Source organism: Fulvimarina fulva, assembly GCF_039652615.1.
Taxonomy (GTDB): Bacteria; Pseudomonadota; Alphaproteobacteria; order Rhizobiales; family Rhizobiaceae; genus Fulvimarina.
The window spans coordinates 71,786-85,999 of record NZ_JBDJAC010000006.1 but is presented as its reverse complement, the minus strand read 5'-3'; the positions used below and the strand labels follow the sequence as shown (position 1 = coordinate 85,999).

Sequence of the window (14,214 nt, the reverse complement as noted above, 5' to 3'; positions counted from 1 at the left end):
GGGCTTACCAGGTCTTCCAGGGCGCGCGGCCGGAGGCCCAGAGATCTTCCAGATGACGCTTGTCGCGAAGCGTGTCCATCGGCTGCCAGAAGCCACGATGGAAGTGAACGCTGAGCTGGTCCTCGCGGGCGAGCTGTTCCATCGGCTCGCGTTCCCAGACGGTGCTGTCATCCTCGATGTAGCGGCCGACCTCAGGTGACAGAACGAAATAGCCGCCATTGATCCAGCTGCCATCGCCCTCGGGCTTTTCCTGAAAGCTCGTCACCCGGTTGCCTTCGAAACGCAAAGCGCCGAACCGGCCGGGCGGCTGCGTCGCCGTCACGGTGGCAAGCCGCTTCTCACGGCGGTGGAAGGCGATCGTCTCGGTGATGTCGACATCGGCGACACCGTCACCATAGGTCAGGCAGAAGGCGTCATCATCCGCCACATGGGGCAGGATGCGCTTGATGCGCCCGCCGATCATGGTCTCCTCGCCGGTATCGACCAGCGTGACACGCCAGTTCTCGGCGTTGTTCTGATGCACTTCCATCTTGTTGTTTTTCATATCGAACGTAACGTCCGACATATGCAGGAAGTAGTTCGAGAAATATTCCTTGATGAAATATCCCTTGTAACCCAGGCAGATGACGAAGTCGTTGATCCCGTGGGAGGAATAGATCTTCATGATGTGCCAGAGAATGGGCCGGCCACCGATCTCGACCATCGGTTTCGGGCGCGTCTGGGTTTCCTCCGCGAGGCGTGTTCCAAGCCCGCCTGCAAGCAAAACAGCCTTCATGTCAGATATAGATCCCTTATCCTCGTTTCGTCAGCCACAGATTGTCTCTTCGTCTGCGATGCTGAGACGGCAACATGCGCTATCGGCTCCCTCTAACGTCATTCGATCGCGAGTAAAAGAGCTTTACTCTGATCTTGAGAAAGTCGAGGATTTTCAGAGAACGTCGCGGCGGCTCACGCCGACCATCATCGCCTTTGCCGCAACCCTCATTCTGCGCGGCGCACAGTCGCCGTCAAGGCCGGCGTCCTCACCATGACAGTATGCTTTCACACGGACACCGTGCTTGTGACCTTGAAGCCACAAACCGTCCACCATCAATTCCGTTCACCCGCTTGAAGCTGTCGACAGCTCTGGCGAAAAAGAGGCCCTGTCGCAAACTTTCGCGGCTTAACGGTTCGGGGACCGTGTTCGTCAATTTTCGGGCTCTCACTGATGGAGAGCCTTGCCGTGATCCTGAACACGATCGCCGAGAAGCTGAAGCGGCAGTCGAGGGACGACTTCACAGGCCGGCAGTTCGAGGTCTGGCTGATCGGTCAGGCGGTGACGTGGTATCTGCGCTATCCGCTGAGCGACCGGGATCTGGTGGAGATGTTTGCCGAGCGCGGCAACGCTGTCGACTTCCTGCTCACCGCAAAGCGCGATGCCGATGCAGCTGGCCTGCCCCTACTGGGTGGTCCGGGGTAAATCTTAGTGCATTGTCGGCCTCTGCACCATGGTCGGCGTAGCCGGCGAAGCCGGTCCATTGAGCGGCGCCGGCCATTGTACGGCCTTCGGGGCGGGCGGCCGGTAACCGAGCGATGAGTGCGGACGCGCCGTGTTGTAGTGGCGTCGCCAGCTTTCGATCACGATCTTGGCTTCCTTGAGCGAGTAGAAAATCTCAACGTTCAGCAGCTCGTCACGGAGCTTGGAATTGAAGCTCTCGCAGTAGCCGTTTTCCCACGGACTACCGGGCTCGATGAACGCCGTCTTCGAACCGACCGCGACGATCCATTCCCTCACCGCCTTCGCGATGAACTCGGGACCATTGTCCGACCGTACGTGTCCGGGCGGACCACGCAGGATAATCAGGTCCGTCAGGACATCGATGACGTTGATCGAGTTCAGCTTCCGGTCGATCCTGATCGCCAGGCACTCCCGCGTGAACTCGTCGACGACATTCAGCATGCGGAACTTCCTTCCGTCATGGGTTCGGCTCTCGACGAAGTCGTAGGACCAGACGTGATTTGGATACTGTGGCCGCAGACGGACGCAAGACCCGTCGTTCAGCCAGAGCCGGCCTCTCTTCGGTTGCTTCTGTGGCACTTTCAGCCCTTCCCGCCGCCAGATCCGCTCGACGCGTTTGACGTTCACCGTCCAGCCTTCGCTCTTCAGCATCGCGGCGATCCGGCGGTAACCGTACCGGCCGTACTCGCTGGCGAGCCGAATGATGTCAGCGGTCAGCGCCTCTTCATCAGCCCTGCCAGTCGGCTTCTTGCGCTGCGTCGACCGATGCTGACCAAGAACCCGGCAGGCCATGCGTTCCGACACGCCGAACTTCGAGACGACACCGTCGACGCACTGCCGACGGCGGGAAGGGCTTAGAAGTTTCCCGAAGCAGCCTCGCTGAGGATCAGCTTCTCGAGTATCAGATCGGAGACCGCCTTGCGCAGACGCTCGTTCTCTTTCTCCAGATCCTTCAGGCGCTTCACCTGGCTGCCCTTCAGGCCGCCATACTCCTTGCGCCAACGATAGTAGGTAAACTGCGTGACGCCGATCGCGCGGACCGCTTCAGCCACACTTCGTCCCTGCGATACCAGGACATCAACCTGGCGAAGCTTCGTGACGATCTCTTCCGGTTTGTGCTTCTTGTTCGGCATGCTCTCGTCCTCCGATGGTCTCGAAACCATACTTCATGAAGGACCATTTCAATGGGGGCAGGCCAAGCTTCTGAACGGTGAGATCTTCTACTCGCTCGCCGAGGCAAAGGTCGTGATCAAAAACTGGCGCCGCCACTACTACACGGCGCGTCCGCATTCGTCGCTCGGCTACCGCCCGCCTGCGCCAAAAGCCGTTCAATGGCTGGCGCCACTAAACGGACCGACATCGCTGGCTACGCCGACCATGGTGCAGAGGCCGACAATGCACTAAGATTTACCCCGGACCACCCAGTAGGGGCAGGCCAGTACCGATGGAGCCAGAACATTCCCAGGTGCGATCCGGTCTGCCATCGAAGATCGCTTGATGCCGCCCGGTCCCGTGCATCTTGTTATCAAGCGTCTCCGACAAGGCATCGAGAACGATCAATTTCGGATCAAAAGGCGATGCCGAGGATCGGCTAGCCCCATCATTCAACAGTGCTCGGCGAACGATCAAGGGTTTGAAGCCATGCTCTGGCTGAAGAAGGGTTCTGGCTTCGACGGCGCGTGGACCGATCACAGCCAGAACGATCTCGTGGCGTAATTTTTTGAGTTTCAAAAAGTTAACAAAGTCTAAAAATTCCCGGATAAAATAGGCTTTCGCGCCTCAGCAGAAATGTTGCGACAAGCTCGGACTTCCTTGGCGATCGTCACTTTTCCAGACCAATCAACCGCTTGTTAAGTTTGAGTGCATACGATCACGAATACTTGAACATGGTTGCGTTTTGGAGGTTGCGCAATGAGCGAGAGACGGCGAGAGCCACGTCACAGGGTCCGATTTCGCCAAGCGATCGTCGCGACGACGGGCCGGAAATATCTCGAGGGTGCGATGATCCGCGATCTGTCGCGGTCCGGTGCGCGCCTCAGCCGTCTGGGCCCCGCGACCCGCCCGCCGCAGGACATCGCGCTCTTCGATCTTTCCGAGCGGACCTATTGCTTCGCGAAGATCGCATGGTTCACCCCCGCCGAACTGGGTCTCCGCTTCAAGGGACAGCACAACGCCGTCGCCGACGCCGAGATGGCGGCCCTGATCGCCGCAGACCAGGCACCGAAACCGGAAACCCCCAATCCCGCCGACAAACGGCGGTCGAAGCGTCGCAGGACGCGGATGCGGCCCGTCGTCCTCTCTTCCTTCGACACACGAAATGTCGAAGACGGGATCATGCTCGATGTCTCCGAGGGAGGGGCTCGCTTGAAGCTCTTCAGGAACCGGGACCTGCCGACCTTTCTCGTTCTCTTCGACGCAGTCGAGAAGAAGACCCGCCGGGTCAAGGTGGTCTGGAAGAACAAGACAGAGCTCGGCGTCAGTTACACTTAGATGCAATGAACGACATCCGCGCCCAATTGGGGCGCTGGATCTCACGCCGGGTCGGGGATGGCTTCAGTCTGGCAGGCTTGCACCAGGGGGCGAATAAGCGGCCAGGCTTTCTTGAAGGGGCTCCTTCGACGCAGGCCGGATCGAACTGGCTTCCGCTGCAGGCGAGAAACTCGTCATAGGCCTTTTCCACCTGTTAGCCCGCCTTGTAGGGGCGTTCCGAACACAGCGCGTCGAAGCGTCGAAGCCGTCGGCCAGGAAGACGAGGCGCCCCTCGATCGGGATATCTTCGTCGAGAAGCCCTGCGGGATAGCAGTTGCCGTCCCATCGCTCGTAATGGGTCTCGGCGACGAGGCCCGCGACAGGACGATGTCCGTCGAGGCGTTGGCGAGGATCGCCGCTCCGATTTCCACATGCTTGCGCATGACGGTGATTTCGTTCGCGCTGAACCGGCCAGGCTTCGGGAGGACGGCGTTGGGCGTGCCGATCTTGCCGATATCGTGAAGCGGGGCGGCGAGATAATGAATGCGTGCCCACTCCTCCCCGATGCCGGTTGTTTTGGCGAGGATGCGGCGAATCTCGGCGGCGCGGGAGACAGGGGCGCCGGTGGTGCCGTCGCGATATTTGACGGCGCGCGCCAGACGCCAGATTATCTCTTCCTCGAGAGCAACGAAATTGGTGTTCGCCTCCGCAACCTCCGCGGAGGCCGGTCGGCCCGATCGAGGAGGTCGAGCTGGGCGGATCGCAGGGTAAGCAGTGTGCGCACGCGCGCCTGCAGTTCGATCCAGACGAACGGCTTGTTGAGGACGTCGGTGGCGCCTGTCTCGAAAGCTCGGTGCTTGAGTGTCGGATCGATGGTCGAGGCTACCATGATGATCGGCACATGACGATCGACTTCGCGCCATCGCGCGCACTTTGGAGCATCCGCCCTGAACAATATGAGCCGGGGACCATCGTGCACGGAAAAACGTCTCAAACTTGAATAAACAGCATTTCCAACTCTGGGTGCTAATCTCTGAAGGTCTGAGGCAGCGTTTTCGGATCGCCGCTCCGGCAGCGGCCCGAAAAGCGGAGTCGCAGTTCGAAAAGCATAATGCGTCATCCAATGCGTGAGAGCGTCCTTCGACCGGGCAATGTCAGCCGTCCGGGGTCGGTGCCTCCGAGCGACGAAATCACGCGACCTTCGGCAGTTTCCCGGCCAGCGCCGTGATCGCATCGATGATCGCCCGGTCGCTGGAGCGCGACTTGACGAGCTCGAAATCCGCCCGAGCCTCGCGCGCCAGATTGTCCTCGGAGGACAGCATGAGGGTTGGAAGCGTCTTCCCGGACGTCCTCAGATCGGCAAGGAAGTCGCCCGCGGTCCCGTCGGCAAAGGCCCCGTCGAGGATAAGGAAGTCGAAATGTTCGCTCCGCAGCTTCTGCCGCGCCTCGGCAAGTCGCTTCACCCGCGTCAGTTCGGCCTTGCCCCGGACCATGGCAGAGAGGATCTCGGCAAAATCGTCGTCCGCTTCCACGTGAAGGCCATGGGCGAGCCGCTCCGATGAGCGGTCTGCCTCGTCCGCCGCATCCGGCTCGTCCGGGCGTATTTCGGCCGAGACGGCCGCACGCGGGAGTTCGAACCAGAAGACGGCGCCGGAGCCGGGTTCGTTGTAATAGCCGACCCTCCCGTCCATGCGCTCGACTATCGCCTTGCAGATGCTGAGACCGAGACCAGTTCCGCCCTTGGCGCGCGTCGACGAGGAATCCGCCTGGCTGAAGCGCGTGAATATCTTCGCCTTGAATTCGGCGGGCACGCCGGGACCCTCGTCGGCGACGGAGAAGCGAACCATGTCGCGCCGGCCTTCGACCTTGAGACGGATGGTGCCGCCCGCAGGCGAGAACTTCGCGGCGTTGGAAAGAAGGTTCACCAGAACCTGCTGGGTCCGATGCGCGTCGACCTCGACTTCGAAGTCCGCGCCTGCCGTTTCGACGACGACCTTCGCCTCCGCCTTTTCGAAGATCGTCTCGAGCGTGTCTACGCTCTCGTGCACGAGGGTCTCGAAATCATGGACTTCCCGCTTCAGGGAGATCTCACCCGATGAAATCTTCTCGATGTCGAGAATATCGTTGATGAGATCGACCAGCCGTTCGCAGTTGGAATGGGCGATACGCAGGAGTTTTTCGATATTTGGTGCGAGGGTCCCGGCCTGCGTGCCGAGAACGAGACCCAGCGATCCGCGGATCGAGGTGAGCGGCGTTCGCAGTTCGTGGCTGACGGTCGCGACGAACTCGCTCTTCACCCGTTCCATTTCCTTGCGATCGTTGATGTCCTGGAACTGTAGGATGAGATAGTCCGCTTCCCCGGAGCCCTCGTCCTGCCTGACGAGCGAGGCGCTGAGAAGGCACCAGATCTGGCGCCCGTCGGTGTGCTCGACGCGCACTTCGGTCGATTGATGGGTCTTGCCGCCGGCAAAGAGGCTGCCCACGAGGGATGCGATCGTCTCGCAATCGTCCGCTTGAACGATCTCGCACACCCGCCGGGACTTGAGACCGTTCATATCGAAACCGGTGAGATCGCGGAACGAGGCGTTGATCTGGAGCCAGCCGCCGGTCTCATCGATAAGGGCCATGCCGACCGGGGCGTTCTCGATGGTCGCGCGGAAGCGCTCCTTGCTCGTCCTGAGCGCCGCCTCGGCCTCCTTCAGCGCGGAGATATCCATCTGGATGCCGACCATGCGCAGAGCTTCGCCCTCTTTCGAGCGCTCGTTGATCGTCGCGTCGGATCGCAGCCAGATCCAGTGCCCGTCCACATGGCGGAAACGGTAGTCGGTCTCGGACCGCGCCGTCAGTCCGTCCCGGCAAGCCTTGTCGGCCGCCATGATCATGTCCACGTCATCGGGATGGATGCGTGAGAGCCATTCCGCCTGGGCATCGATCTCGTCATCGGCGGCAAAGCCGATCATCGTCTTCCAGGTGTGCGAGACGTAGGACCGTCCCGTCACGAGATCGATGTCGAACACGCCGAGCTCGGCGCCCTCCATGGCATGGCTCAGCCGCTCCTCGCTGAGTTCCAGCGCTTCGGCGTTCCGGATCGCCCGCGTGATGTCGCGGATGATGAGGGTCGTGCGAAGCCTGCCGCCTTCGGTCTCCCACTCGTTGCGCTGGAGATCGAGAACGAGGTCGGCGCCCATCCTCGTCCTTGCCTTCAGCGCCGTGATTGTCCCGAACAGGAGATGGGCCGGCGATGTCGTCGTTCCCGCTCCAGATCCGGTCGTGCGACCTGTCGTCGCCTCGATATCGACGAGGCTGCCGATCTCGCGGCCAAGAAGCTCTTCGGCCGAGTATTCGAACATGATCTGAGCGGTGTCGTTGGCCGACAGGATACGCTGGTCTTCGTCGAGAACGAGAACGCCGACCACCGCGGTGTCGATCATCGCGCGGTTCTCGCGCTCGCGGGCGGCGATTTCCGCCGTCTTCTTCTCGACCTCGAGCTTGATGTCCTCGCTGCCTCGAGCGGTCCTGTAGAGCAATCTGCCGAGAAGTAGCGTGATGAAGAGACCGCCGGCGAGAACGATCGAAGACGAATAGTTCGTCATGGAGGTTTCGAAGACGGGCGTGCTCTCCCACACGAGCGTCCACGTCCGCCCCATGACGTCGATGGTCTGCGTTTCGGTAAACTTAGCCGCGCCGCCCTCTCCACCGCGATCGTCGCGGCTGGAATATATGATCTGCTCGGGGTCGGCAGTGGGTCCGTCGAAGACCGAAAGATCGACCGTATAGCCTTTGCTGGAGGTCAGACCGGACAAGAACTTCCTACCGACGAAGGGAGCATAGACCCAGCCCTTGAAGGCCTGCCGCCGCTCGTCCACGGTCCCGATCGGCGCGCCATGATCGTACCACGGCGTCAGGAGCAGAAAACCGGGGCTCTTGGTCTGGTCCTGAACCAGGAGGATGCGGCCCGTGATCGTCGGGTTTCCGGTGTCGCGGGCCGTGGTCGCGGCCTTGTATCGCTCCGCCTCGAAGGCGATGTCGAGACCGACGGCCTGTCTGTTCGGCTCCACCGGTTCGATATACTTGATGACGAAGAGGTCGTTGTTTGCCGTCTCGGGATGGATCGTGAGGTCCGCAACGCCGGCCTCGTCCATGCGGGCGAGGAACTCCGGTATTCCGCCGCGTTCGATCGGCTCGATGACCCCGATGCCGTTGATGCCCGGAAGGTTCTTCTCGATCGCAAGGGTTTCGACGAAGCGCTTCCATTCCGGAAGGGATACGTGATCGCTCGCATGGAGCAGTGCCGTGCCCGCATCCAGACTGTTCGCGTAGGTGTCGATCCGGTGCATCAGGGCATAATGGTTGTCGTCGACGAGATGGGAAAAGGCCGTCGTCTCGTTCTCGTAGGCGATATCGCTCGTCAGCTTCCAGACGAAGAGCGTTGCCAGCGCGGGCAGGACGAGAACGATTAGCGCGACAGCCTGAAGCCGGGCGACGGGCCTGCCTTTCCATTCGAGGTTCAAGAAACCGCCTGGCGCAATCATCGCGATCGGCAGAACGCCGAGAACCCCGAAGATGTCGCCGGACCACCAGGTGAGCCAGTTCGCAAGGGCCTGATCTGGCGTCACGATGCCGGCACCGGCGAGGATCAGGACGCCGACCGAAGCGCTGACGAGGCAGGAGAGCGGACCGGCGACGAGCGCGAACCGTGCCGCATCGTGAAATCCGGTGAGACGCAAGGGTAGGCCGAACACGCGGCGGACGAGGCCATAACCGACGATCGCCTGCAGGCACGATCCGGCGGCGATCCCGGCGGCGATCAGAAGACCGGCGGTGTCGACTGTGCCGAATGCGAGCGCGCCGCTGTTGATGGCGTTGACAAAGAACGAGCCGAGAAAGACCCCCGGCCAGAGGCGCGGCCCACCATAAAGAAGGCCTGCGAGCGCGATCCCGGATGCCGGCGAGATCAGTGTCGCATAGCCCGGCGGCACGGCAAGCTGGAGACCGATATAACCGAAGACGCCGTAAAGGAGCGCAAGAACGACGATCCCGGTTACACGGTTTGACAATTGCCATGGAAGCGTTGATCGGGAATGCATGCGGAACCCTGGAACTGGCGAGATACAGTTGCTTTAAGACTTACGACCCGGTCGCAATCGAACCGTAAACGCACCTCTTTCGACTTGGACGACTTCGATTGATCATGAACATTTTGTTTCGAGACGTCTGAATAAATCGTGAGCAGGCTTCATCGATCTGAATTTTCGAGTTGGTAACGGTTTCTTCCGACTTCTCTTTTTCAATCGGATCGCTCACGACAAAGCACGGCTTTCATTGATGACGATCTGGCACCTCCTCCTGACGAACCTCGCGCTGGCGGCGCTCGTCGTGGTCGTGCTCGATCATGCGGCCCGTCTCCTCACGGCGCTGCCTGCCCCGGCCGACGCCGTGCTGAAAGGCGCTCTGATGGGATGCGCGGCGATCGGCGCGATGCTGCTCGTGCCCGCCTTCACGGGCGGCGCGATGGTCGATCTTCGCACGGTCTTCATCGCGGCAGCGGGCTTCTTCTTCGGTCCGCTCGCAGGCATCGTCTGCACCGTGATCGCGATCGCGGTCCGGTTCGGCATCGGCGGCGAAACGGCCTATATCGGCGCGATCAATATCCTGCTCGCATCCGGCGCGGGCCTTTCGGCGCGCCTTCTTCTGTCCAGGCGAGAGCGCCCGCGATGGGAGCTCCTCGCCTTCGCGCTTCCGGTCACCCTCACCAATTTCCTGACCTATTTCGTTCTTCCGCTCCCCACCGCGCTCGCGCTCTTCGCCAAGACGGGCGCGCCCTACCTGACCCTCACCTTTCTCGGCGCCCTCTTCATCGGCTATTCCATCCGCTCGATCGAAAGACGCCGGGCGCTCGAGACATCCAATCTCATCTACCGTGCGATGGTCGAGCAGCTTCCCGATGCGCTGAATTTCAAGGACAGGGACGGACATTTCGTCGTCGCCAATGCGGCAACGGCACGGCTCGTCGGCGCGCCGGACGTCGAGACCCTCATCGGCCGGACCGATTTCGACTTCCAGCCGCGCGAGATGGCCAAACTCTACCGCGCGGACGACGATCGCCTGCTTGAAACCCGTGAGGTCTCGCGCTTCGACCAGCCAGCGATCTTTTCAGACGGAAGGTCCGGCTGGATCGCGACCCTCAAGGCCCCGCTCTACGACGAGCACGGCACCATTCTCGGCCTCATCACCCACAATCGCGACGTGACGGAGGACCGGGCGAACGCTGCGGTGAAGAGCGACTTCATCTCGGTCGTCAGCCACGAATTGCGCACACCGCTCACCTCGATCCGGGGCGCACTCGGCCTCCTGCGCTCGGGCAGGCTTGGCACGTTCGACGCGAAAGCGGAAAACCTTCTGAAGATCGCGCATCTGAATTCGGATCGCCTCATCGTCCTCGTCAACGACATCCTCGACATGGAGAAGATTCAGTCCGGCAAACTGCAATATGTGATCCGGCCGGAACCGTTGGGGGTTATCGTCGAACAGGCGGTCGCCGCCAACAGGGGCTACTGCCCGGAGAAGAAGATCGAGGTCGAATTCGTCAACGACCTCGAAGACGACATTGCCGAGATCGACCCGGATCGCCTGCATCAGGTGCTGGGCAATCTTCTCTCGAACGCGCTGAAATTCTCGCCGAACGCAACGACGGTCACGGTCCGGCTCGCGGCTCTCGACGGTGCCGCCAGGATTTCGGTCGAGGATCGCGGCCCCGGAATTCCGAAGGACTTCCAGCCCCGGATCTTCAACAAGTTCGAGCAGGCGACCTCCGGTCCGACCCGCAGATCGGGTGGAACGGGCCTCGGCCTCTGCATCGCCAAGTCGATCGTCGAGGCCATGGGCGGACAGATCGGCTACGAGACGGCCGAAGACGTCGGCACCACCTTTCATATCGACCTGCCGCTGAGCGAGGCCGGCGGTCTCGTTCGCGATAAAGAGACGGCGGCGGTGTCTGCCGCCTGAACGACAAGCCGTCGGGGAACCCGGAACGCGATCGAAAATGCACTGTCCGGCGACAAGCAATTCCTTACCCTCAAAACCGGTTCTATCGCCGATCGGCGCTTCATTTACCTTTGGACAAGAGGTCGCCCCTTATCCTTCGGATGTCCGGTCCGAGCCGGAAAAGATCACCATCTTTATGCTTGACGAGACAACGCCATGAAGATCCTGTGCATCGACGACGAAGACGACATCCGGGAAATCGCCAAGATGTCCCTGGAACTCGACCCCGATCTGGAGGTCGAGACCGCATCCTCCGGCGCCCTGGCGCTCCAGCAGACCGCCGAATGGCATCCGGACCTCATCGTTCTCGATTACATGATGCCCGAAATGGACGGCCCCGCGACCTTCGCCGAGCTTCGCTCCCGGCCGCAGACCTCCGCAACCCCGATCATATTCATGACGGCCCGGGCCCAGGCCTCGGAGATCGCCTCGCTGATGGAGCTGGGCGCGGCGGCGGTGATCGCGAAACCCTTCGATCCCATGACCCTCGCCTCGACCATCCGCGAACATCTCTAATACGGCTGGCCGAATGAATTGACCCTTCGGGCCAATTCGCGCCCAGCACTTGGCTCAGGCGCCGTTCGGGCTTCCGACGAACATTCGAAAGCGATGCTTTCTTATGTCCGTCGGTCTAACTCGTCGAAACGTCGGTGTGCCCCCTTTAGGGCATCGAACCTTTGCCAAACCCTCGTGCACCTTTTCCGGAAGGTTTACGGGGGTTCTTGCGTTTTGGGCAGATGCCACGGCGCACCGGTCGCGCCGCTCGCAGATACTTTGTCTTATTGACGATCATCGGTGTGAAAATATCGGCCTGAAAATATGTTTGACCATTGATTAACGCTGTGAAGAGAAGCTTTCCAAAGAAGATCAACTTGTCTCCGATATTGCGGTCGCGTTAACCAGAAACGGCGCAAGTATTCCCTCCATCAAGGTCCTCGCTTCGGCGGGACCCTCGGGACGGAGGGGAGAGCATGTTCATTCGCGCGGCAACGATATCGGTCTGGCTTCTGTCGGCCGCCGTCTTCGCTCTTGCAGTCCTTCAGCCGGTCGGAACCGACGACCAGACGATCCTCGCCGTCACCCTCGTCGCCGCGATGGTCGTCCTGTGGCAGCTCGGCAAAGGCAGCCAGACCCACCGCATCCTCTTCATGGCTCTCGCCGTCGGCGTCATCGGCCGCTATGCCTACTGGCGCACGACGGAAACCCTCCCCGCCTCGGACGAGCTCGCCAACTTCATCCCGGCGATCCTCCTCTACGGCGTCGAGATGTTCGCGATCCTCGTCCTCCTGACGAGCCTCTTCGTCGTCCTGAAGCCGCTTCCCTCGCGCCAGCTTGCGCCGACCTCCGTTAAAGAGGGCGCGGCAAAGCCGAGCGTCGACGTCTTCATCCCGACCTATGACGAAACGAGCGAACTCCTGACGGTCACCATCGCGGCGGCGCTGGCGATGGATTATCCGCGCGAGAAGCTCAACGTCTATCTCCTCGACGACGGCGGCACGGACCAGAAGCTCGCCGCCGCCGATCCGCTCGACGCACGCCTTGCCCGCCAGCGCCGCGAAGCACTGAAGGCGCTCTGCGCGGAGATGGGCGCGACCTACATGACGCGCGAGCGGAACGTCTCGGCCAAGGCCGGCAACCTCAACGCCGCCCTGCCGCGCACCAACGGCGATCTCGTCGCGGTCTTCGACGCCGATCACGCGCCGGCGCGCAACTTCCTGACCGAGACGGTCGGCCACTTCGCCGAGGACGACAACCTCTTCCTCGTCCAGACCCCGCATTTCTTCCTGAACCCCGATCCGATCGAGAAGAACCTCTCGCTCTTCAAGCGGATGCCGTCGGAAAACGAGATGTTCTACGGCGTCGTCCAGCGCGGCCTGGATTCCTGGGGCGCGGCCTATTTCTGCGGGTCCGCCGCGATTCTGCGCCGCCGGGCGCTGGAATCGGTCGACGGCTTTTCGGGCGTCACTATCACCGAGGACTGCGAGACCGCGCTGTCGCTCCACGCCAAGGGCTGGACGAGCCGCTATGTGGACAAGCCGCTGATCGCCGGCCTCCAGCCGGAAACTTTCGAGGGCTTCATCGGCCAGCGCTCGCGCTGGTGCCAGGGCATGCTGCAGATCATGATGCTGCGCAATCCGCTGTTCTCGCGCGGGCTGAGCCTTGCCCAGCGGGTCTGCTATCTCTCCTCCGGTATCTTCTGGCTGTTCCCGGTCGCGCGGCTCACCTTCATGCTCGCCCCGCTCCTCTACATCTTCTTCAATCTCGAAATCTATCAGGCGAGCCTCCACGAGTTCTTCGCCTACACCGCCCTCTACATGCTCGCGAACGCGATGCTTCAGAACTATCTCTATGGCGACGTGCGCTGGCCGTGGATTTCCGAGCTCTACGAATATGTGCAGTCGGTCTATCTCGTTCGGGCGATCGCGGCCGTGGTGCGTGCGCCCAAATCGCCGGTCTTTAAGGTGACCGCGAAGGGCGTCACGACCGAGAACGACCGCATCTCCGCGCTCGCCAAGCCCTATTTCGTCATCTTCGGCTGCCTGCTTGCCGGCGCGGTCTGGTGCGGATGGCGCTGGTATGTGGAGCCGAGCTCGCGCGATCTCCTCGCCGTCGTCGGCACCTGGAACCTCCTCAATCTCGTCGTCGCGGGCCTTGCCCTCGGCGTCGTCTCCGAGCGTGCAGAGCGGCGGCGCAACCAGCGGCTGAACGTCTCGCGCAACGGCGAACTCAGTTTCGGCGAGCAGGCGATGACCATCGTCATCGAGGACGTCTCGTCGAGCGGCGTGCGCGTACGCCCGATCGGTTTCGATCTCTCAACCCTGCCGACCGGCCCCGTTCACGGCACGCTCACCTTCGAGGGCAGCGCTGAGGCCGGTCTCGCCGTCATCCTGCGCCGGCGGATCCCGGACGCGCGGGGCATCTCGCTCGGGCTCGAATTCAGCGCCCTCGTCCCCTCGCAGATGCGGCTCGTGGCCAACCTCATGTATGCCGACGCCGCTGCCCTCTCCTCGGCGCGCGAGCATCGGCGCAAGACGATTGGCATCCTCGGCGGCAGCGTAAACGTCATCGGCTGGAGCATTTCTAACAGCATGCGCGCGATCGGCTCCCTGAGCGGCAGGCCGGGCCGCGCGGGCGATCTTGCCCCGGCGAACGACGGTGCCGGCCTTGCCTGCCAGATCAACCAGACGGCGAAGGCAGGCTGA

The 14,214-nt window shown here is 61.8% G+C and carries 6 protein-coding genes and 6 pseudogenes; 7 read left to right on the top strand and 5 right to left on the bottom strand.

Annotation, left to right across the window (positions count from 1 at the left end):
• Positions 1-4 precede the first annotated feature (4 nt).
• Positions 5-775, bottom strand: a complete 771-nt coding sequence (rfbF, locus tag ABDX79_RS10195) for a glucose-1-phosphate cytidylyltransferase (RefSeq protein ID WP_346220183.1) — start codon at positions 773-775, stop codon at positions 5-7.
• A 447-nt stretch (positions 776-1,222) separates the two neighbouring features.
• On the opposite strand from rfbF, the pseudogene ABDX79_RS10190 reads away from it, so the two are divergent.
• Positions 1,223-1,393, top strand: a pseudogene (locus tag ABDX79_RS10190) (IS6 family transposase); the annotation flags it as partial.
• A 69-nt stretch (positions 1,394-1,462) separates the two neighbouring features.
• Here the strand turns inward: ABDX79_RS10190 and ABDX79_RS10185 are convergent.
• Positions 1,463-2,631, bottom strand: a pseudogene (locus ABDX79_RS10185) (IS3 family transposase).
• 64 nt (positions 2,632-2,695) lie between these two features.
• Here ABDX79_RS10185 and ABDX79_RS10180 point away from each other — a divergent pair.
• From ABDX79_RS10180 to ABDX79_RS10175, 3 genes and pseudogenes are all read left to right on the top strand, one after another.
• A pseudogene (locus tag ABDX79_RS10180) lies at positions 2,696-2,902 on the top strand (integrase core domain-containing protein); the annotation flags it as partial.
• A 45-nt stretch (positions 2,903-2,947) separates the two neighbouring features.
• Positions 2,948-3,214: pseudogene (locus tag ABDX79_RS19710) on the top strand (IS6 family transposase); the annotation flags it as partial.
• A 195-nt stretch (positions 3,215-3,409) separates the two neighbouring features.
• Positions 3,410-3,988, top strand: a complete 579-nt coding sequence (locus tag ABDX79_RS10175) for a PilZ domain-containing protein (RefSeq protein WP_346220182.1) — start codon at positions 3,410-3,412, stop codon at positions 3,986-3,988.
• A gap of 63 nt (positions 3,989-4,051) precedes the next feature.
• Here ABDX79_RS10175 and ABDX79_RS19705 read toward each other — a convergent pair.
• The 3 genes and pseudogenes from ABDX79_RS19705 to ABDX79_RS10170 form a co-directional block, all read right to left on the bottom strand.
• Positions 4,052-4,321, bottom strand: a pseudogene (locus ABDX79_RS19705) (HD domain-containing phosphohydrolase); the annotation flags it as partial.
• A gap of 56 nt (positions 4,322-4,377) precedes the next feature.
• Positions 4,378-4,890 (bottom strand): annotated as a pseudogene (locus ABDX79_RS19700) (HD-GYP domain-containing protein); the annotation flags it as partial.
• A gap of 267 nt (positions 4,891-5,157) precedes the next feature.
• Positions 5,158-9,024 (bottom strand): CHASE domain-containing protein, encoded by a 3,867-nt coding sequence (locus tag ABDX79_RS10170; protein WP_346220181.1) that lies wholly within the window; start codon positions 9,022-9,024, stop codon positions 5,158-5,160.
• A gap of 268 nt (positions 9,025-9,292) precedes the next feature.
• Here ABDX79_RS10170 and ABDX79_RS10165 point away from each other — a divergent pair, with 268 nt between their 5' ends.
• From ABDX79_RS10165 to bcsA, 3 genes are all read left to right on the top strand, one after another.
• Positions 9,293-10,972 carry an ATP-binding protein gene (locus tag ABDX79_RS10165; protein WP_346220180.1) on the top strand — a complete coding sequence of 560 codons (1,680 nt, stop codon included), beginning with the start codon at positions 9,293-9,295 and terminating at the stop codon, positions 10,970-10,972.
• Between the two features lie 195 nt (positions 10,973-11,167).
• Positions 11,168-11,527 carry a response regulator gene (locus ABDX79_RS10160; RefSeq protein WP_346220179.1) on the top strand — a complete coding sequence of 120 codons (360 nt, stop codon included), beginning with the start codon at positions 11,168-11,170 and terminating at the stop codon, positions 11,525-11,527.
• Between the two features lie 455 nt (positions 11,528-11,982).
• The gene (gene bcsA / locus ABDX79_RS10155; protein WP_346220178.1) at positions 11,983-14,214 is read left to right on the top strand and encodes a UDP-forming cellulose synthase catalytic subunit; all 2,232 of its coding nucleotides are present in this window, start codon (positions 11,983-11,985) and stop codon (positions 14,212-14,214) included.

What these genes read in the sequence shown, in the direction of transcription:
- rfbF (WP_346220183.1), bottom strand. Translation starts at nt 775, where the DNA reads ATGAAGGCTGTTTTGCTTGCAGGCGGGCTTGGAACACGCCTCGCGGAG.
- ABDX79_RS10175 (WP_346220182.1), top strand. Translation starts at nt 3,410, where the DNA reads ATGAGCGAGAGACGGCGAGAGCCACGTCACAGGGTCCGATTTCGCCAA.
- ABDX79_RS10165 (WP_346220180.1), top strand. Translation starts at nt 9,293, where the DNA reads ATGACGATCTGGCACCTCCTCCTGACGAACCTCGCGCTGGCGGCGCTC.
- ABDX79_RS10160 (WP_346220179.1), top strand. Translation starts at nt 11,168, where the DNA reads ATGAAGATCCTGTGCATCGACGACGAAGACGACATCCGGGAAATCGCC.
- bcsA (WP_346220178.1), top strand. Translation starts at nt 11,983, where the DNA reads ATGTTCATTCGCGCGGCAACGATATCGGTCTGGCTTCTGTCGGCCGCC.